The sequence below is a fragment of the Oceanobacillus jordanicus genome, assembly GCF_022095695.1.
GTDB classification, from domain to species: Bacteria; Bacillota; Bacilli; order Bacillales; family Amphibacillaceae; genus Oceanobacillus_B; species Oceanobacillus_B jordanicus.
On sequence record NZ_JAIFZM010000009.1, the window covers coordinates 121,626 to 139,473 of the forward strand.

At 39.1% G+C, this 17,848-nt stretch carries 23 protein-coding genes, 1 pseudogene and 1 riboswitch; of the genes and pseudogenes, 19 read left to right on the forward strand and 5 right to left on the reverse strand.

Features of this window, described 5'->3' with window-relative positions; genetic code table 11:
* The first annotated feature begins 21 nt into the window (after positions 1-21).
* From K3T81_RS11980 to K3T81_RS11990, 3 genes are all read left to right on the forward strand, one after another.
* Positions 22-705: a hypothetical protein gene (locus K3T81_RS11980; protein ID WP_238020312.1), complete on the forward strand. Its 684-nt coding sequence runs from the start codon at positions 22-24 to the stop codon at positions 703-705.
* The gene (locus tag K3T81_RS11985) at positions 702-1,460 is read left to right on the forward strand and encodes a hypothetical protein (protein ID WP_238020313.1); all 759 of its coding nucleotides are present in this window, start codon (positions 702-704) and stop codon (positions 1,458-1,460) included. Before K3T81_RS11980 ends, K3T81_RS11985 begins: the two co-directional genes overlap by 4 nt.
* A gap of 283 nt (positions 1,461-1,743) precedes the next feature.
* Positions 1,744-2,157 (forward strand): thiol-disulfide oxidoreductase DCC family protein, encoded by a 414-nt coding sequence (locus K3T81_RS11990; protein WP_106895915.1) that lies wholly within the window; start codon positions 1,744-1,746, stop codon positions 2,155-2,157.
* 125 nt (positions 2,158-2,282) lie between these two features.
* Here the strand turns inward: K3T81_RS11990 and K3T81_RS11995 are convergent, their stop codons facing one another.
* The 4 genes from K3T81_RS11995 to K3T81_RS12010 form a co-directional block, all read right to left on the reverse strand.
* The gene (locus K3T81_RS11995; RefSeq protein WP_106895916.1) at positions 2,283-2,963 is read right to left on the reverse strand and encodes an ABC transporter ATP-binding protein; all 681 of its coding nucleotides are present in this window, start codon (positions 2,961-2,963) and stop codon (positions 2,283-2,285) included.
* Position 2,964: 1 nt separating this feature from the next.
* Positions 2,965-3,993 carry an ABC transporter permease gene (locus K3T81_RS12000; RefSeq protein WP_106895917.1) on the reverse strand — a complete coding sequence of 343 codons (1,029 nt, stop codon included), beginning with the start codon at positions 3,991-3,993 and terminating at the stop codon, positions 2,965-2,967.
* Positions 3,994-4,398: 405 nt separating this feature from the next.
* Positions 4,399-5,784 carry a sensor histidine kinase gene (locus tag K3T81_RS12005; RefSeq protein WP_238020314.1) on the reverse strand — a complete coding sequence of 462 codons (1,386 nt, stop codon included), beginning with the start codon at positions 5,782-5,784 and terminating at the stop codon, positions 4,399-4,401.
* A complete protein-coding gene (locus tag K3T81_RS12010) occupies positions 5,781-6,464 on the reverse strand; it encodes a response regulator transcription factor (protein ID WP_238020315.1) in 684 nt (227 codons plus the stop codon). Before K3T81_RS12010 ends, K3T81_RS12005 begins: the two co-directional genes overlap by 4 nt.
* A 585-nt stretch (positions 6,465-7,049) precedes the next feature.
* Between K3T81_RS12010 and K3T81_RS12015 the strand changes: the two genes are divergently transcribed.
* The 12 genes from K3T81_RS12015 (at position 7,050) to K3T81_RS12070 (ending at position 13,917) form a co-directional block, all read left to right on the forward strand.
* Entirely contained in the window at positions 7,050-7,475 is a 426-nt protein-coding gene (locus K3T81_RS12015) for a hypothetical protein (protein ID WP_238020316.1), read from the forward strand.
* A gap of 15 nt (positions 7,476-7,490) precedes the next feature.
* The gene (locus K3T81_RS12020) at positions 7,491-8,276 is read left to right on the forward strand and encodes a hypothetical protein (protein ID WP_161465131.1); all 786 of its coding nucleotides are present in this window, start codon (positions 7,491-7,493) and stop codon (positions 8,274-8,276) included.
* A 62-nt stretch (positions 8,277-8,338) separates the two neighbouring features.
* Positions 8,339-8,794: a hypothetical protein gene (locus K3T81_RS12025; RefSeq protein WP_238020317.1), complete on the forward strand. Its 456-nt coding sequence runs from the start codon at positions 8,339-8,341 to the stop codon at positions 8,792-8,794.
* Positions 8,795-8,896: 102 nt separating this feature from the next.
* A complete protein-coding gene (locus K3T81_RS12030; protein ID WP_238020318.1) occupies positions 8,897-9,430 on the forward strand; it encodes a signal peptidase I in 534 nt (177 codons plus the stop codon).
* Between the two features lie 34 nt (positions 9,431-9,464).
* Positions 9,465-10,373, forward strand: a complete 909-nt coding sequence (locus K3T81_RS12035; protein WP_106895924.1) for a hypothetical protein — start codon at positions 9,465-9,467, stop codon at positions 10,371-10,373.
* Between the two features lie 245 nt (positions 10,374-10,618).
* The gene (locus tag K3T81_RS12040; RefSeq protein WP_106895925.1) at positions 10,619-10,897 is read left to right on the forward strand and encodes a GNAT family N-acetyltransferase; all 279 of its coding nucleotides are present in this window, start codon (positions 10,619-10,621) and stop codon (positions 10,895-10,897) included.
* A gap of 118 nt (positions 10,898-11,015) precedes the next feature.
* Complete coding sequence (locus K3T81_RS12045; RefSeq protein ID WP_036577402.1) at positions 11,016-11,246, forward strand: excisionase family DNA-binding protein; 231 nt, start codon at positions 11,016-11,018, stop codon at positions 11,244-11,246.
* A 51-nt stretch (positions 11,247-11,297) separates the two neighbouring features.
* Positions 11,298-12,194 (forward strand): RluA family pseudouridine synthase, encoded by an 897-nt coding sequence (locus K3T81_RS12050; RefSeq protein WP_238020319.1) that lies wholly within the window; start codon positions 11,298-11,300, stop codon positions 12,192-12,194.
* Positions 12,195-12,322: 128 nt separating this feature from the next.
* The gene (locus tag K3T81_RS12055; RefSeq protein ID WP_238020320.1) at positions 12,323-12,967 is read left to right on the forward strand and encodes a VC0807 family protein; all 645 of its coding nucleotides are present in this window, start codon (positions 12,323-12,325) and stop codon (positions 12,965-12,967) included.
* A 16-nt stretch (positions 12,968-12,983) separates the two neighbouring features.
* A complete protein-coding gene (locus K3T81_RS12060) occupies positions 12,984-13,349 on the forward strand; it encodes a cupin domain-containing protein (protein WP_238020321.1) in 366 nt (121 codons plus the stop codon).
* A 39-nt stretch (positions 13,350-13,388) separates the two neighbouring features.
* Positions 13,389-13,742, forward strand: a complete 354-nt coding sequence (locus K3T81_RS12065) for a VOC family protein (protein WP_238020322.1) — start codon at positions 13,389-13,391, stop codon at positions 13,740-13,742.
* A gap of 37 nt (positions 13,743-13,779) precedes the next feature.
* Positions 13,780-13,917 (forward strand): hypothetical protein, encoded by a 138-nt coding sequence (locus K3T81_RS12070; RefSeq protein ID WP_238020323.1) that lies wholly within the window; start codon positions 13,780-13,782, stop codon positions 13,915-13,917.
* A gap of 85 nt (positions 13,918-14,002) precedes the next feature.
* Here K3T81_RS12070 and K3T81_RS12075 read toward each other — a convergent pair whose 3' ends face one another.
* Positions 14,003-14,989, reverse strand: a complete 987-nt coding sequence (locus K3T81_RS12075; protein WP_238020324.1) for a DmpA family aminopeptidase — start codon at positions 14,987-14,989, stop codon at positions 14,003-14,005.
* 153 nt (positions 14,990-15,142) lie between these two features.
* Here K3T81_RS12075 and K3T81_RS12080 point away from each other — a divergent pair, with 153 nt between their 5' ends.
* From K3T81_RS12080 to ribB, 4 genes and pseudogenes are all read left to right on the forward strand, one after another.
* Positions 15,143-15,721 carry a redoxin domain-containing protein gene (locus K3T81_RS12080; protein WP_106895930.1) on the forward strand — a complete coding sequence of 193 codons (579 nt, stop codon included), beginning with the start codon at positions 15,143-15,145 and terminating at the stop codon, positions 15,719-15,721.
* A 66-nt stretch (positions 15,722-15,787) separates the two neighbouring features.
* Positions 15,788-15,931 (forward strand): hypothetical protein, encoded by a 144-nt coding sequence (locus K3T81_RS12085; protein WP_155988311.1) that lies wholly within the window; start codon positions 15,788-15,790, stop codon positions 15,929-15,931.
* Between the two features lie 303 nt (positions 15,932-16,234).
* Positions 16,235-16,381, forward strand: a riboswitch (FMN riboswitch).
* Between the two features lie 175 nt (positions 16,382-16,556).
* The gene (ribE, locus tag K3T81_RS12090; RefSeq protein WP_238020325.1) at positions 16,557-17,207 is read left to right on the forward strand and encodes a riboflavin synthase; all 651 of its coding nucleotides are present in this window, start codon (positions 16,557-16,559) and stop codon (positions 17,205-17,207) included.
* A 27-nt stretch (positions 17,208-17,234) separates the two neighbouring features.
* Positions 17,235-17,840: pseudogene (gene ribB, locus K3T81_RS12095) on the forward strand (3,4-dihydroxy-2-butanone-4-phosphate synthase); the annotation flags it as partial.
* Positions 17,841-17,848: the final 8 nt, after the last annotated feature.

Consider the following 17,848-nt stretch of genomic DNA (forward strand, 5'->3'; position numbering starts at 1 on the left):
TTAGACAAAGGATTGTTTGAAATGGAAAATATAAAAATAGTTGAACTCATCATGACGATTTTGGGGATTGGTTGCATTCTTTTATTGGTATATTATCTTTATAAAAGAAGGGAAAAAGGGAATCCGAAGCCGTGGCTGATCCTAATCATTACTTCTATTGGTCTTCTCAATATCCAATATGAAATCGCCTCCTACTCGGTCCCTGTTATCCCAATAGGCGTTATGATAATATATTTCGAATTTCTTATAAAAAGGCGCAATTGGCATTGGTACCGTAAATATGCTTGGACCGGCTTTTTGGGAAGCTATATTTTGTTAGCTACAACACTGCTAAGCCAGCCAATCCAAGCCTTTTTTTATCCAAATGAACCAGAAACTTATTTAGCCAATATCCACCAGCCAGAATTAATTACCACCAACTTCATCAGTGCGGAAGGGAAGACTTTACATAAAGAAATACTAAACGATGCACTCTCTAATCTCGAACAACAAAAGCTAAGAAATGAGAAATGGATAGACAGTCTATATGACGAAGAAGAACGTTTCCCCTATCTTATAACTGGCATTGATCCAAAATGGGGCATTGGAATCGACACCATGGTATTTATAGAGGATGATGGCAAGGGTTGGCTCATTTCAACGCCAGAAGCGCATTATTATTATCGCTCTCCAACTTCTATCTTAAAGGAGGAGAGTAACGAATGAAAAAGATGATCCCTCTAGCAATATTGATTGTTTTAGCAGCTACAGGAACACTCCTTTATTACTTTTATCCGTCTTCTCCAGAAGAATTTTATACGACAGATGAAGCAAAAGAGCTAATAAATGAGGTGTACCCTGAAGCGAAAGTGGATGTAGTGCAGGAAATAATAAAAGTGACAGATTCTCATGCTTTTGTACCGTTTATCTCAGAAGATAACTATATGGGCGCAAGCTTTTGGGAATGGAAAAACCATAAATGGAAGCTGACTATTGTAGAGAATAGCTTGTTACCAAAAATTTGGAGAATAGATAAAGAAGATCCAGAAGAAGCGTATATAGTATGGAATATCCATCCAGCTATGGAAACAGATAAATTAGGCATCTATATGCATCGACCACGACATTACTATGAAATGAATGAGGTAGAGCATTATGAGCCCCAATTTCAGTTTGAAGAGATTTATTCTTTAAAAGAACACACCTACGGGGTAAAGCAAATTCCAGAAGAATGGGCAATCACGCTAAAAAACTATTATCGGCTAGAAGAGGTAGATTATTTGCAAGAATTCATCACTGGTAATGCGCATATGAGGATAGGCTGGTACCCCTTAAACGAGGCCGAAGAAGAGACGCTACCAGAAGGGGGATACTATCAAAAGAATGGCGTCTATGATATTGATGAAAAATACCAGACGTTACAATACTTACCGATGCTATCTGAACAGGAATTGGAAAGAGATCTTGATGAGACAGAGTAGGGGAAGATGCGGAAGTGATAAATCCCCAATTTTGACTACTCATGATTCTATCATTTCTAGAACGTTGTTTTATCGCAGTGTAACCGTCCGTAAGACTCCCACTTCAAAACATAAAGTAAAACGGTAAGTTTTTAGTGGGAGTAAACGGACGCTAACAACCCGATTCGTTCAACTAACAATCAGTGGGGAAGAAAGAAAAACCCCCACTGATTGAAGGTTCACTTTACAGGCATGATACAGGGAAAATTAATGCTAGCAGAGTTTCCATGAGGATGGTGAGAGAATGCAGAGGCTTATCTTGTTTGACGGGGTATGTAACTTTTGTGATAGAAGTGTACAATTTGTAATGAAAAGAGACCCAGAAGCTAAGTTTACATTTGCCTCGTTGCAAAGTGGGGCCGGTGAACGAGTGAAGGAATATTACAAGATTGATCCTTCCCTAGATAGTATGATTCTAATTGAGGAGGGTACCTATTACACCAAGTCTACTGCCGCATTAAAAATATGTAAAAACTTGAAAGGATTATGGAAGGTATTTTCTGTGTTGCTTGTAATACCAAAGCCGATACGAGATTTCTTCTATAATATTGTGGCCAGGAACCGATATAAGTGGTTTGGCAAAAGGGAAAGTTGTAAACTGCCCTCCCCCGAGGAAAGATCAAGGTTTTTGGAAGAGCGCAAAGAGGTAAATCTTTAATTGTTAATAGTTAAATGAAAAGGTAGATTGTTCTATTAGGTGAAACTATGAGACAGTGGGGGAAGAAAGACAACCCCCACTTCAAACGTCCATTTAAGTGGGGGTTCATTCAAACATGTAATGAATTAGGACTCGCTAATCACGCCATCTTTCATGATTACAGTACGATCGGCGTATTTTAGCATGTCTGTATCATGTGTAACCATTAGAACAGTATGGTTCCGCTCTTTTGATAAGGACCTAAGCAACTCTATCACTTCTATTGAGCGCTTTGAATCGAGGCTGGCGGTGGGTTCATCGGCAAATAGCATACTCGGCTGATGGATGATCGCACGTGCAATAGCGACCCTCTGCTTTTCCCCACCAGACAGGTTATCTGGATAGCTGTCCTTATGACTCCACATATCCACTGCTTGCAATACACTTTTGATTTCTTCTTCTCTCTTTTTCTTCGACCAATTCAATTCAGCGGTGTCCACCATCAGTTGTAGTTGTTCCTGGACTGTTAGAAATTGTACGAGGTGTGCATGCTGGAAAACAAATCCGAATCTTTTTGCACGTACGGCTCTCAATTGAGTAGGGTTCATTTCTGTTAGTTCTCTGTCTTCAAATATAATCTTTCCCTTGGTAGATTTCTGAAGGCCTGCTACTACGGTGAGCAGAGTGCTTTTTCCGGAACCAGATGCTCCGATAAGTGCTGTGATTTCTCCTTGAGAGAGTTCCAGGTCAATTCCTTTCAAAATTGTCTCTTCCTTGTTACCATCTTTGAATGTCTTCACAAGTTTATTGATTGACAATGTTTCCATGCTATACACCTCCTTGGTTTATTGCCTGTATTGGTTCTACTTTACTAATTTGAAATCCTGATAAAGTAGCACCGATAAATCCAATACCTAGAAATAGTAAGGACATTATAGAAGCCGACTCTATTGTCAAAAGAAAAGGCATTCCCTCTGGCATAAAGAGTGTGAGCAGTTGACTTATGCCGATTGAGAGTATTAGTGAAATGAATGTAATAATGATCATCTGTATCCACATCATTTTGAACAATGCGGATGTCTTCATCCCAACAGCCTTCAATATGCCGTAGGTGCCAAGCTTTTGTACGTTAATCATATAGAAAAAGATACCGAAGAGCATTCCACTTATGACCAATAAAAATATGACAATCATATTGAGAGATAACTGCTCAGCATTATAGCTTGGAATTGTATTCAGAAAATCTTTATTGCTATATTGGGTTAAACCATCAAATTTCGGAGTATCATCCCCTTCGACAAAAGCAATCTGGAAAGTATCTGTTCTGTACATTTTTTGAAAATCAGTGCTGTTGATGAAGGCAATGGATGAATGGCTGAATTTCTGTTGATCTACAAAGTCTTCTACTGTCAACTTATTGTCTAACAGACTGTTTGTTAAATCATCACCTTGGTTTACACCTTCTGCCATAATAGAGTTATTTAGAATTACTTCTCCTTCCTCCACTTTAGGGAAAAGACTACTGTTTGTAGTGCTTACGAATACAACGCTGTGATTTTTATTACCATTTTCAAGTTCACCCATCTGGATAGATAGGAATGTTGCTTCTGGCGCAGCTTCTCTGATCTTATTCATTTTCTTTTCATCTAGATGAGAAAGATTGTACTGATCCTCTGATTTTTCTTGCATGTAAAACGTACCTTCCGGCAAATCCTTAATTAGTGACGCATTATCATAAGAGAGTCCATTCGCTAGTCCTGAGATTGTCATTGTAAGGAGACTGATCAGAAATATGATCGTTCCCAATATCAGATATCTTGTTTTGAATTTTACTATTTCTTTCCAGGCCACTTTCATAATTATGCCTCCTCCGTTAGTTTTGTATTTTAGCAAATAGTAAAAAAAGGGATGTAGTTAAACTAGAGTAATACACTACGTCTAATAGATGGGGCAACATGCTATCTTGCTATAGTGTTAATTGCGTTGAAACAATTTGGAATATAAGCAGTAACTTTACCTGTGTTTTACAAATAAAAACCTCCTTATTTCATCTACATTTCATACTCTATACTCTGAATATGAACGCAATATGAACTAAAGAGGTTTTTTTATCTCGGTGCAACCGTCCGTAAGACTCCCACTTCAATACATGCAGGGAAACCGTGATGTTTAAGTGGGAGGAAAAGGACGCTAACACCCCGATTCATTCAACTAACAATCAGTGGGGGAAGAACGAACCCCCCCACTGATTGCAGTTTCACTTTATCTTCTGGGTAGTATCACGTGGAATATACTGCCCTTATCGATTTCGTTGGATTCCACAAGAATTGTTCCTTTGTGCAGTTCTACCACTTTAAATACTATTGACAAGCCCAGTCCGGATCCCATTATCTCTTGGGATCTAGAAGAGTCCACTCGGTAGAACCGTTCGAATATGTGCTTCTTCGCTTCGTTATCTAAGCCGATACCTGTATCTTTGATACTGACCTTAATGTCTTCCTCAAGCTCTGTTAGCACAATTTCAACTTCGCCAAATTCACTGTTATATTTAATTGCATTTGAAAGGAGATTATCCCATACTGCATCGAGGAGTCTTTCATCAGCAATAATTTCTACATCAGGAATATCATATGAAAGCATCAGATTGCTTTCGTGAATTTTCCATTCGTATCGCTGTGCCAACTGAGTTATTTGTCTACCAACATTATATTTTTTAAGCTTCAGCATGTGCTCTTCATGTTCCAATGATGAGAGCAACAGCAATTGATTGGTCATCGAACTAATACGGTTGGTTTCATTATTAATAATATCTAAATATTCCATCCCTTTTTCATCTTTACCTAATATATTATTCAGAAGCCCGCTATACCCTTTTATGTTTGATAGTGGAGATTGAATATCATGAGAGATATTTGAGATAAACTCCTTCCGCATAAGTTCATTCTGTTGTATCTTTTCAGCCATTCTAATAAAGCTCCGTGTCAGTTCTCCAAGTTCATCTTTTCTGTTGGTCTCAATTTCTTTAACAATGTAATCACCAGATGATAATGTCCTAGTTGCTTCACTCAATCGCTTTACTGGTTGCACAAGATATTTGGCCCCGATCAGAACTAATATAATGCTTAAAATGATTGTAAATAGAAATAGCCAGCCGAATAATAAATGCATTTCGCTGAACAGCTTTTCGATGTCAGGTCTCATAAACAGTGCATATGTTTCTCCATTATAGGTTACAGGTACACCAATGGTATTTGTTAATTCATTAGCAAAGAACCCGGTAACGAACGTCTTACGGGGAAACTGTAGCATTCCGTGATAAGTTTCGCCACCCAGTACTTTTTGTATCACTGTATCAGGAATTTCTTTTATCCTAAAATCTGAACCATAGAACACCCCATTTGTCGATGGTTGGACCAGATAAAGTTGGTATCCGAGATCTGCTACATTCGCAAGATATTGTGCAATATCGACATTCGGATTCTCCTCAATAAAAGCAGACATCTCCTTTGCAATCTGTGTATTCTTCTCATCGTTATCTGGCTTTAAATAATGTTGGTAATAAGTGTTCGAAAGAAAAAATGCAGTCAGAAAGCTTATTAACATGATACCTATGGTCGTTGCAGCAAAAGTGAAATATAGAGATCTCATTTTCGATTAATCTCCAATGAATAGCCGATACCTCTCGCTGTATGGATGTTAAAAGGGACTGTTTTATTTCTGAAACGTTCCCTCAATCTTTTGATATGAACGTCTACGGTCCGATTATCACCTGTAAAATCTAATCCCCAAATATTCTCAATTAATTGTTCACGTGAGAAAACATGCTCAGGGTTTTTTGCAAATAAATATAAAAGTTCGAATTCCTTAAGTGGTAATTTAATCATTTTCGCATCAATCATAAGCGAGTAATTATCAGGACAAAGTCGTACATTGCCAAGTCGAATCGTTTTATCAGCTTCCTGTGGAATTCGATATCGACGAAGAAGAGCCTTTATTCTAAATACGAGCTCTTTCAATTCAAACGGTTTGGTCAAGTAATCATCTGTCCCTGCTTTGAACGCTGTCTCTTTATCATCAATTTGATTTTTGGCAGTCAAAATGATAATGGGGATATTATATTTATTCCGGATTTTTTTCGTTAAAGATACTCCATCCATATAAGGCATCATTACATCGACTACTGCTATTTCGCAGGGATGGTCCTTCAACTTATTTAATGCATCTATTCCATCGGTTGATTCGATTACATCATATCCCTCTTGCTCTAAACCGAGTCGGACAAATTGTAATATATTTCTATCATCATCAACTATTAGGATTCTTGTCATAAAATGTATCTCCTCTTTAAATCTATTTTCCGTAAGTATTAGTTACAATCATACATTATTCTCGCATTTAACTGGGAGTAAGCCCATCCTAAATGCAGTTATTTTAACATTAGACATTTAGTATATAACCAGAATATGAACTAAATGTGAATAACCTTCATTCCCATTAAAATTAATCAGACTCCATACTTCTATCCCGCATGTCTCTAGTTTTTAGGCAAAAAGTAGAACGTTATAAAGGAATAGCAGAGATCTCCTAATTTACACCTGACCAACCATGTGTCTTAACTATCCACTGTTTAGCAAAAAACGACAAGGTACACAACTCTCCTTGCAATAATTGTCTAACGAATCTTTGCATAAAATAATCATGGGTGAAAAGTAGAGAAAACAAGAGAAATGTAGAGATATTTAACTATAAATGAGATAGAACACTAGATTTACTAGATTGCATTCTAAACTTTTGTGTTCTATACTACGATTTAAATGTTCTTGATATAGAACAACAGAACTCGAAGACCCATACGATTCTTAAAAGGGGGGAGATCTATTCATGTATTTGCTTAAAGGAAAGGTTGTATTGGAATGAAGCGGTTGGGCGTGGCTCTATTAATGCTCCTAGTTCTATTGCATGCAGGGACTGCGTTTGCTGAAAAGCACGCATCACAAAACAGCTGGTGGGATGCTTCCCAGCAAATTGATACGTATATGCAGTCGATTGCAATCGCAAGGGAAGTTGTGCAAAAAACGGTAGATACAGCGTTGTTGGAAAATGCGGAACAACTGCAAACACATGGTGTAACGGTTACCAAAAATGCTAAGAAAGAAATCATCAAACAAAAAGAAGCCTATTTAACACAACTAGAAGAATCAAAAAAAACGTTGTTGGAATCTGACATGTTTCAAAGCTTTCATGACGAAAAGAAAGCTGAGCTAGATGAATCCTTAGAAGCGGAAACAAAAGCCATTATAAAATCAATTCTTATGGAATCCAAAAGCGAAACCAAATAGAAAAGGGGTATTTGAATGAAAGTATTACGTACAGTAAAAGGGAAAATTGCAGTTGGTGTGCTCACAGTAGGAGTGATCTCCGGTACAGGAGCGGCATTAGCAGGTACAGACGCAGGTGCTAATTTGAAGAGTTGGTATGATGGTTTGTTTAACGAAACAGCGGCTGAAATTGAAGCCGATGTAACAGCATATGGAGAAGGGAAATTGCCAGGGCTTACTGCAGAATACAATGGCTTAAAAGCTGATGCTAGTGGGGACATTGATGGAAAGAGAGCAAACGAAACCGAAAGTGCTGAAGCGGCCATTACCCAAGTGAAAAATAGCCATATCGAATCACTTGAGGGTACAAAAGCTGAGATTTTAGAAGGCATGGGTGTCCAGTTTTATAATCTCTTCCTGGAAGGGTATTTCGAGATTGAGAGATTAGGAGAAGAAGGAGTCAATTATGCAACAAATGACCTGACAGCCTTCACTGGTACAGAAGGAGAAGAAGCACTTGGACAATTAACCGATGATTTGACTGCAGCGAAAGACTCTGCAGTTTCAGAATTGGAAGAAGCAATTCGACAAGCTCGAGAGGAAGTTGAGGCTGAGGTCGATAACGAGCAAGAAATAAACACGAGGAACCTTAAAAACCAAATTAATTTTAAAATAAATGATGTAAGAGAAGTTGTAGAAGAATTACTTGAAGATCTGGTAGAAGAACAAAAGGCAATCATCACTGCCGCAGCTCAGACTCTAGAAGATGAAGCAAAAACTGCTTTAGATGATGTTGTTTCTTCTATGTCAAGCAAAGAATAAAAGGATGGCAACGTCTGTGCATTGGCATAGGCGTTGCCCTCTATTAAAGGAGTGACCAAATAGTGGAAGATAGTAGATTGGTCAAGCACCAACAGACACAACGACGGAAAAAAAGACGGTTTTTAGTTGGCGCTCTTATTCTCTTTATCATCTTAGGTAGTGGGATAAATGTAGTGTTTGCTGATGAGGGTGTAAAAGGAATGCTGGCAGGATGGTTTGATCAAAAGAAATCGGATGCTATTAGTGAGATTGAAGAGGCACTTGCAGACGAACAGATGAAGCAAACTAAGCGGTTAAAAGAAGAGCTAAAAATAGAATTACAAGGAACATCAGAACAGCTGCAGGAATTTACTGCCGAGGAAAAAGAGCAACGCGTAAAGGCTTTGCAGGATTATGCGGATGAACTGTTAATTACCTTGGAAGAAAGCGAGAAAGAAGAAGTACAAGCGATGTTAGAATCCATTTTTCTTGAAGCAAAAAAGGAGATGGAGCAAGTAAGTAAGGGACAGGGAAAATAATTGCTGGCTTTGCTTATAGAGTGGAGAACGAAAAGGGATTTGTAACGATTAACAGCAGAGGAAGTACCATCTTGCTACATAGGAGAGAAGGAGGGCTATGACTTGAAAAAGGTACTGAAAGGCTTGGGGAACATAGGCATTGTTTTCTTAGTTGTTTTTATTCTTCTACTTGGTTATTCATTGATCCAAACGGTAAAGCAACCGGGTAGCAATGCCAACGTACTTGGTTACCAGCTAATGAATGTCCTTTCTGACAGTATGGACCCAATTTTTCATGCGGGAGATATGGTGGTGCTATCTGATGATGTTGATAGCGTGAAAGTTGGAGATATCATTACGTTTGAGCAAGAGGGTGGGACCTTGGTCACACACCGTATAATCAGTGAGCAAATGACGGCACAAGGGACAGTATATGAAACGAAAGGTGATGCTAACAATGTGACAGATGAGGGTTTTGTAAAGGGTGAAGATATTCATGGAGCTTATTCCTTTCATATTCCAATGGCAGGATCTGTTGCTATGTTTCTAAAGTCGCCTAGTGGCTTGGTTGTGCTGGGAGCGATTCCTCTACTATACGTATCAATCGTTTTGATGAGAAAGCTATATGTTCAGCGAAGAGAGCAAAGTACGAATTAAATATTTTTTTCATGAAACCTAAGGGGGAGAAAGAATGAGGAAGAAATTAACACTTGGTTTAATTGCTTTATCTTTTGTATTGATGGCCGTTATTGGGACAGTAGCTTATTTTACAATCGGTTTCTCAAGTGAAGACAATATTGCAAAGGCTGCAGACTTTGATGTCGAAGCAGTTAATAAAGAAGGCAAGGTAATTGGTAACGCAGAGTTTGATCTTGACGAAGACCTAGTACCTGGCATGGAGAAAAAAGAAGTATATGCATTTGCAGTTAACAAAAATAACACAACAGTACCAGTAGAGTATCAAGTTAACCTTGGATTGTCGGGTGACTTATTTCCTGATAATGGACAATCTCCAATAAACCTGGAGTTCGAACGTTTAAAAGGCGGAGTCTGGGAGCAAGTGGAGTTGGAAAATACCTTTCATCCTGAACAGGATTCTGAACAGTTTAGAGTTATGGTAGATTGGCCACACGGTGAGAATGACATTGCTTATCAAGGGAAAACAGGAAGTATTCATTTAGAAGTAGTCGCAACACAAGTAGATGAAGAGGAAGCGGAAGAAGAAGGACCACCATACATCACTGGCGAGGTTGCTTTTAAAGCAACACCAAATGGTTCAACGAGAGTAACAGAAGGAAAGGAACTAAACTTCTATACAAAGGATGACGGCTACAAATTTATTGAATTAGCGGTTGGCGATGGCGACGGTGAATTCGAGAAAAAAGTTGGAAATATTACGGTACGTGAATACGAAGCAGGTGGCATAACGTGGTTCCAAGTTTATACAGACCATGAATACTATGCCAGTGAATCCCAAATGTGGCGGGTAAGAGATAGCTATCTTGACTTTTCGGAGGAAGGAAAAGTTATATTTCCTAAACTTAACGGTCCACATCTAACGATTGAATCAGACGCACTTTATAACTGGTTTACAAAATAAGCAAGAACGTACAGGTGATAAAACATCTGTACGTTTTTTACATAGAACATTTTCCATTGAACATACTTTTAAAGAACAGTAGGCTTTCAACTTAAAAGGTCATACTTAGACAGTAAGTACTTATCATCTTTTTCCGGCTGTATACAAGCTATGCAAACAAGTATTACGTACACTACACATACGGCTTGGTTTGACGAAAACAATTTAAAGGAAAAGACTTAAAAAAGGATAAGGAGCATACAAAAATGACTACAATAAAAGAAGGTTCACAATCATTTTACGTTGGCGAGAGTGAAACAAATCCCGATGCTGAAATTGGCTATACCTTTTCAGAGAACGGTGACATTGTCATTGATCATACTGTAGTATCTGAATCGCTACAAGGCCAAGGACTTGCCGGTAAGCTTGTGGAACGGGTCGTAGAGCAAGCCAGACAGGATGGAAGAAAAATCGTTCCCCAATGCTCTTATGCCAAAAAGAAATTAGAGGAAACCTCAGACTATCAAGATGTGCTGAAACAGTAATACAAACACCCTCCAAACATGCTTCATGCTGGAGGGTGTTTGTACATGTGCATTGCTCTTCTGTTATACTAGTATAGTTCAAATAATCACATGATGTATAAGTAAAGAGGGGAAATAGATGTATCTTAACATTGAGGAAACAGCAGAATTCTTATCAATGGATGAGTCAAAAGTAAAAGCACTGGTATTGAACGGGCGAATTCGTTCTCTTCATGATGGAAAACAGTACCTCATCAATAAAGAACAGTTCAACACACACTTTGAGCAGGTGGAGAAATACCGTAAGCTTATCCAGGACTACCTCAATGAACCAATTCCAGAAGATATTGATGTGCATGATGAGGATTAAACCTATATGTTTTAAAGAGAGCAATGCCTCTCTTATTAAAGGAGAATAAATATGCCCAAAAATCAAAAAGCGCAGGCGAATACACTTATCTTTCGTGTAAAAGAAAAATCAGAACTGCTTTCATTTCTTTTAGAAGCAATGCCTAATCGTAGCAGGAACTCTGTGAAATCTATATTGACACGAGGACAGGTTACAGTGGATGATCATATTGAAACAAAGCATAACTATCCATTAAAACCAGGACAAACGATTACGATACTTAAAAATAAAGCTGCTGTAAAAAGACAGGCATTAATTGGTATGTCAATTTTATATGAAGACGATGATATTATCGTCATAAATAAAGAAGCTGGTCTGTTATCCATTGCCACACCAAAAGAAAAAAAGCAGACGGCTCATTATCAGTTAATGGAGCATGTGCGTATTCAAGATCCTGCAAACCGCATTTTTGTTGTGCATCGGCTCGATAAAAACACATCTGGTGTGATGATGTTTGCAAAAAGCGAAGCGGTGAAGCTTAAGCTACAGGACAATTGGAAGCAGGCTGTTAGGGAAAGAAAGTATGTGGCAGTAGTAGAAGGAAAGGTCAAACAGGAGAAGGGTTACGTTTCCTCTTGGCTGTTGGAAAGTAAAACACATGTTATGTATTCAACGCAAAATAAAGACAACGGCCAATTTGCTAAAACGCATTATAAAAGGTTGAGGGCAAATGATAGTTTCTCCTTGATGGAATTAGAGCTAGAGACTGGACGGAAGAACCAAATTCGTGTCCACATGCAGGATCTCGGACATCCGATTGTTGGAGACAAAAAGTATGGCTCCACTCAAAATCCAATTGGACGAGTCGGGCTTCATGCACATGTATTATCTTTTTACCATCCAACAACCGAACAACCGATGTATTTTAAAGCAGATGTTCCGAAATCATTTTTAACGAAAACAAAATAAGCAACGTACAGGATAACCTGCTATTGAAGCAGGTTATTTATTTTTGAAAAGAAACAGATAAATCAAAAATCATGATTGTAACTGGTATAATTTTCTAGGTATAATGGTAGAAAGAAAAGGAGGGCACCATGAATAAAAAGCTTATCTTGCTTGATATTATATGCTATGCCGTTGTCCCATATCTTATCTGGAATCACGGGAGAGAGATTCTAGGGGATTATTGGGCGATTATATTGTCAACCGTACCTGGTTTCATCTACACGGTTTATCGATTTTTAAAGGAAAAACAATTCAATATTGCTGGCTTATTTATCTTGGGTTCCCTGGCAATCAGCACGACTGTAAACCTACTTTCCTCCTCTGCGGAAAGTATGCTCTGGAATCAGGTTTATTTGGGTCTGGCCTACGGAGTATTATATTTATTATCTATTTTTATCAAACAACCGTTAGCTTTACATTTTATGGTGGATTGGGCTTACTTACAGGGGTTTGCACGGCAAGATAGTAGGACGTTATATTTCAAACCGCAATTATTGAAGTGGTTTCAACTTTTGACGTTACTATTTGTTGCTCGAAGTGTCTTTATGAATGGATTGAAAGCTTTCCTGTTACAAAAATACGGTGCAGCTGGCTATGGTAAAATGCTTATTTATATGAATATTAGTGGATGGATAATTTCTGCCGTTGTGACTCTAGGATTTGTGTTCATTGGTGTGAAAATCAATCAATATGTAAATGGTGGTGAAGAAGCAAAAGTAGCTGTTGAAAAGTAAAACAAGAAAGGTGGAGATGGTCATAGATCCTATTAATTTCAAAGAAAAATTATCTTTATTCCAGGAACACTGGTCGCCAAAAGTTATCGGAGAAATGAATGATTATCAGTTTAAACTGGTTAAGGTGGAGGGGGAGTTTGTTTGGCACTCCCATAAAGATACAGATGAAGTGTTTATCGTATTGGAAGGTGAGATGAAGATAGCCTTCCGAGATGGGGAAACACAGCTGTCCAAAGGAGAAATGTATATCGTCCCAAAAGGTGTTGAGCACAAACCTATTGCCGAAACAGAGTGCCATATTATGCTTGTCGAACCAAAAGGTGTGGTGAACACAGGTGAGGCTAGCTCTGCGTTAACAGCTGTACAGGATGTTTGGATTTAGCTTGAACAAATACATAATATTGGAGAGAGAGTAGAAAATATGAAAAAACAAAATGGTAGAGTCGTAGGTTTTGAGATGAATAGCCAGGAACCTGAGAAAGCAGCAGCTTTTTATGCGAATGTTTTCGGCTGGGAAGTCGCTGAGCCAAAATGGGATTATTGGGCTGTTAAAACTGGGGAGGATGGGATCGACGGCGGGATTGCAAAAGGCCCACAAGATTACCCACACGGGATAAGAGTGCAAATCGAAGTAGATTCGATAAATGAAACAATAGCTCAGGCTGTTGATAACGGTGCTATGGTTGTAAGAGAAAAGATGGATTTTGATACATTTTACCTCGCTTATCTTGTAGACCCCTCCGGAGTAGGCATTGGTTTAGTAGAACAGAAATAGTCTGCAAGAAGGGGCTCAATTTTGAAGTGAATCAAGAATGTTACAAAGTGAATCGAGAATGCTGCAAGTGAAACGAGAGCGACATAAAGTGAAACGAGAATGCCGCAAAGTGAAACGACAACGACATAAAGTGAAACCAAACGGCGGCAAAGTGAATCGAAAACGTGATAAGTGAATCCAAAGCATCTCAAAGTGAAACCACCATACCCCAAAGAGCGAGCGAGACTAAACCGTCTCACCCGCTCTCGAAAAGCAATAGCTTAAAACGGTGCTTTTTCTATAGTTCTACCTTGTCTTCCATGGGTGGTTTCTGCCATTTGCAGTGAACGAATAACTGCTTCTTCTGTTGTTTCCACTACAGCTTGAAATAGCTGGTTCATAACCTCATGATCATCTCGCAAGTAGACCATTGTCTCATCAGCTTTCCCAGCGTGGTGTTCATAAGTATTCGCTGTGGAAAATGCAATGGCGATATCCCCACTACCATTGTCCAGATGACTTCCCGTTCTGCCAAGCCCAGCTGCACAGCGCTTGGCTAGTCTATTTAATTGCCTGTCATAAAGAGGCGCATCTGTTGCAACAATCATCATAATCGACCCATCTGGTGTCTCAAGCTTATGCTTGCCCCAATCTGCAAACAAAGCTTCTTCTCGTTTGCCAAAATTACTTACCACCAGGCATCCCAGCGTGTAATGTTCTTTTTCAGTTGAGATAATGCGTGATGCAGTCCCTACACCACCTTTATAACCAAAGCAGACCATGCCTTTTCCTGCTCCTACCGCCCCTTCTGTTGCCGGCTGTTCCGTGGCCGCTTCTATTGCCTGTATCGCTTGAGCTGGTTTAACTGCTTGCTCCCGAATCGAGTTTAGGTAACTGTCATTACACTCCCCAACTACAATATTGATGGAGCTTGTTGTATCCCCAATATCCTTTGTCGTCTGAAGCATATACTCCAATGTCCCTTGCCAAACGGCCCCCACACTAAAAGTGTTAGTGAGCATAATAGGGGCTTCAAGTAGCCCTATTTCCTCTAGCTGTGCTAGACCTGTAGTTTTTCCATAACCATTTATAATGGCACTACCAGCACGGACTTTTTTGTAAAATAAATTATTTTCGTGTGGAAGAATCGCTGTTACTCCCGTACAAATTGTCTTATTTTCGTCCAGCTTTTCATACAATGTAACATGTCCTACTTTTACACCAATCACATCAGTAATACAGTTTGCCTTTCCCTTATCAAGTGTCAAATGCCCAGCTCCTTTCTCTATTTTCTATAGTATAACAAAAGAGAATACCAAAAACTCTGTTATTTTAGTGAGCGATCTCTGCTTCTTTTCTTAGTATGTTATGTGCTGGAAAGAGACAGACTATACATAACTGAATGAAACGGAGGCATCGTGATGAAAAGGATACTGTTCATCGTATTTGCTATTAGTATTGTAATAGGCTCTGTATATAATCTTATGCTTGCCGATAAGGAGGCAGAGCATTCCAAAGGCTTATACAATGGGGAAGAAAGTGTGGAAGTTAGCGGAACCGTTCCTCTAAGCGTAAATGTAGGGGATAAGGCACCCGACTTTGAACTGAAAACACTAGAAGGTGAACAAGTGAGGCTCTCTGACTATCGAGGAGAGCGGGTGTTGTTAAACTTTTGGTCTACCTGGTGCCCGCCATGCAGGCAGGAGATGCCAGATATGCAGCAGTTTTTTCAGGATCAGGATCCTGTCATCTTAGCCGTTAACCTGACTGATACAGAAGTGAATCAAAAGACAGTGAGAGAATTTATAGAGGAATTTGGCGTCACCTTTCCAGTCTTATTGGACGAAAAGGCTAAAGTAAGTCAGTTATATCGTATACAGCCAATTCCTACTACGTATTTCATTGATGCCGAGGGAAAAATAAGGTATAAAGCCTTTGGTGCCTTAACCTACGAACAGATGATACAGGAATATGAAAAATTGAGCGAAACATCAAAATAGCCGTTTAATTATTCGAAGATAGGGTATAAAATACCTAGCGTAGCGCGCTACTGGGAGGATATTTTAGTGGAGTATACGAAAGAAGAGCTGTTTTATTTTAAAAGAGACCGAGAGTATTTAACGGAGCTTCTTCAAAAATATGAAGATGACCAGATAAAAATAAAAATACAGGAAGAGATCCGTTTTCTTGAATCGATCCTAACACATTAATTTAAGCCCTCTATGGATGCAAAATATACACCTGCACACCTGATTCTGATTCAGCAAGAGCTCCAAATGCGGGGCTTTTTTTGTATGTTAAAAATGTTAGCCAAAAGGCAATAACAGTAGCTATAACTTTGAATTCCCTGTATACGAAAAATGTCCGTTTTTGCTAAAAGATGAGGGACTGTAGGCTTTTAATATGTTCGTAATTAATATCGAAGTGTACGAAAGCAATAAGATACGTATGGAATGAGTTGCTTGCATTCTATATAAATTTCAGTTATAACATAGATACAACCGAATAATTAGAATTTCCTTCGGGGTCGGGTGAAATTCCCAACCGGCGGTGATGAAGTGTTATGCTTCTAAGTCCGTGACCCGTGCGGCGCAATGCCAAGCGGTGGATCTGGTGAAACTCCAGAGCCGACAGTAAAGTCTGGATGGGAGAAGGAATTGAAAAGCGAGCATGTTTATTAGGAAACGCCTTATTATGCTATGTGCATTTTGCACTGTTATAGTAGGACATTGTTTTATCAGCGTGCTTTATTAGCTTATTAAATTCTGCCCTTTTACCCTCTGAAGCGATATTCAGGGGTTTTTTAATGCAATTAAATTTGAAGGGGAGGATCGTATGTTTACAGGAATAATAGAAGAAAAAGGGACATTGCTCAGGAAAAAACGTGTGTCAGAACGTGCGGTTACGCTAAGCATTAAAGCGGAACAAATTCTGTCAGACATGAATATTGGGGATAGCATTGCAATTAATGGGATTTGTTTAACGGTTACCCGTTTTTCGGATCATTCATTTGAAGTGGATGTTATGCCAGAAACGATTAAAGCAACATCCCTTAACGCCACAGAAGAAGGGGACTTCGTCAATCTAGAAAGGGCGATGGCTGCAAACGGTAGATTCGGTGGTCATTTTGTATCAGGTCATGTAGATACTACAGCTGAGATCATACACAAAGCACAGCAAGAAAATGCGATCTATTTTAGGATCAAACTACCTGCTAACTACAAAAGCTTATTGTTGCCAAAAGGATCGATCACAATTGATGGTATTAGTCTGACCATATTTGACGTGGAAGATAGTACTGTTACGATTTCGATTATTCCACATACATCAGCACAAACTACATTAGGAACAAGAGAAGTGGGAGATTTCGTGAACATTGAGTGCGACATGCTAGCCAAACATGTACAGCACCTCTTGCAGTTTACGGAAAATGCTCCAGAAAGCAATCTAAATAAAACATTTCTACAGGATAAAGGGTTCTTATAAGACAAGTTTAAGAAAGGAGTGATGATTATGTTTCATACTATTGAAGAAGCAATCGCGGACCTACAAGAAGGTAATATTGTAATTGTTGTAGATGATGCAGATCGTGAGAATGAAGGAGACTTCGTGGGTTTAGCAGAAAAAGCGACACCGGAAATGATTAATTTTATGATTACACATGGCAAGGGACTCGTTTGTACAGCTATCACCTCAGACATTGCTAAAGCTGCAGGCCTAGAATTAATGAAGCGTAACAGCACGGATCCGTTGTCGACAGCCTTCACTGTCAGTGTAGACCACATTACAACGACAACGGGAATTAGTGCACCAGAAAGAGCTAAAACAATTCAAGCACTCACGGATAAACAGGTAGCAGCTGATCAATTTAAACAACCAGGTCACGTCTTCCCACTGATCGCTAAGGAAGAGGGTGTACTCGCCCGTAGAGGTCATACAGAAGCTGCGGTTGACTTAGCATTGCTAAGTGATGCAGCTCCCTCTGGTGTGATTTGTGAGATCGTGAAAGAGGATGGCACAATGGCACGAGTCCCTGATTTAGCCGTTATGGCCGAACGGTTCGGATTAAAAATGATCACAATAGAAGACTTGGCAGCATACAGGAAAAAGCAGCAACAATATATGAT

What these genes read in the sequence shown, in the direction of transcription:
- K3T81_RS12070 (WP_238020323.1), top strand. Translation starts at nt 13,780, where the DNA reads ATGTTACAAAGTGAATCGAGAATGCTGCAAGTGAAACGAGAGCGACAT.
- K3T81_RS12005 (WP_238020314.1), bottom strand. Translation starts at nt 5,784, where the DNA reads ATGAGATCTCTATATTTCACTTTTGCTGCAACGACCATAGGTATCATG.
- K3T81_RS12065 (WP_238020322.1), top strand. Translation starts at nt 13,389, where the DNA reads ATGAAAAAACAAAATGGTAGAGTCGTAGGTTTTGAGATGAATAGCCAG.
- K3T81_RS12040 (WP_106895925.1), top strand. Translation starts at nt 10,619, where the DNA reads ATGACTACAATAAAAGAAGGTTCACAATCATTTTACGTTGGCGAGAGT.
- ribE (WP_238020325.1), top strand. Translation starts at nt 16,557, where the DNA reads ATGTTTACAGGAATAATAGAAGAAAAAGGGACATTGCTCAGGAAAAAA.
- K3T81_RS11985 (WP_238020313.1), top strand. Translation starts at nt 702, where the DNA reads ATGAAAAAGATGATCCCTCTAGCAATATTGATTGTTTTAGCAGCTACA.
- K3T81_RS11990 (WP_106895915.1), top strand. Translation starts at nt 1,744, where the DNA reads ATGCAGAGGCTTATCTTGTTTGACGGGGTATGTAACTTTTGTGATAGA.
- K3T81_RS11995 (WP_106895916.1), bottom strand. Translation starts at nt 2,963, where the DNA reads ATGGAAACATTGTCAATCAATAAACTTGTGAAGACATTCAAAGATGGT.
- K3T81_RS12045 (WP_036577402.1), top strand. Translation starts at nt 11,016, where the DNA reads ATGTATCTTAACATTGAGGAAACAGCAGAATTCTTATCAATGGATGAG.
- K3T81_RS11980 (WP_238020312.1), top strand. Translation starts at nt 22, where the DNA reads ATGGAAAATATAAAAATAGTTGAACTCATCATGACGATTTTGGGGATT.
- K3T81_RS12035 (WP_106895924.1), top strand. Translation starts at nt 9,465, where the DNA reads ATGAGGAAGAAATTAACACTTGGTTTAATTGCTTTATCTTTTGTATTG.
- K3T81_RS12080 (WP_106895930.1), top strand. Translation starts at nt 15,143, where the DNA reads ATGAAAAGGATACTGTTCATCGTATTTGCTATTAGTATTGTAATAGGC.
- K3T81_RS12060 (WP_238020321.1), top strand. Translation starts at nt 12,984, where the DNA reads ATGGTCATAGATCCTATTAATTTCAAAGAAAAATTATCTTTATTCCAG.
- K3T81_RS12050 (WP_238020319.1), top strand. Translation starts at nt 11,298, where the DNA reads ATGCCCAAAAATCAAAAAGCGCAGGCGAATACACTTATCTTTCGTGTA.
- K3T81_RS12010 (WP_238020315.1), bottom strand. Translation starts at nt 6,464, where the DNA reads ATGACAAGAATCCTAATAGTTGATGATGATAGAAATATATTACAATTT.
- K3T81_RS12015 (WP_238020316.1), top strand. Translation starts at nt 7,050, where the DNA reads ATGAAGCGGTTGGGCGTGGCTCTATTAATGCTCCTAGTTCTATTGCAT.
- K3T81_RS12000 (WP_106895917.1), bottom strand. Translation starts at nt 3,993, where the DNA reads ATGAAAGTGGCCTGGAAAGAAATAGTAAAATTCAAAACAAGATATCTG.
- K3T81_RS12020 (WP_161465131.1), top strand. Translation starts at nt 7,491, where the DNA reads ATGAAAGTATTACGTACAGTAAAAGGGAAAATTGCAGTTGGTGTGCTC.
- K3T81_RS12055 (WP_238020320.1), top strand. Translation starts at nt 12,323, where the DNA reads ATGAATAAAAAGCTTATCTTGCTTGATATTATATGCTATGCCGTTGTC.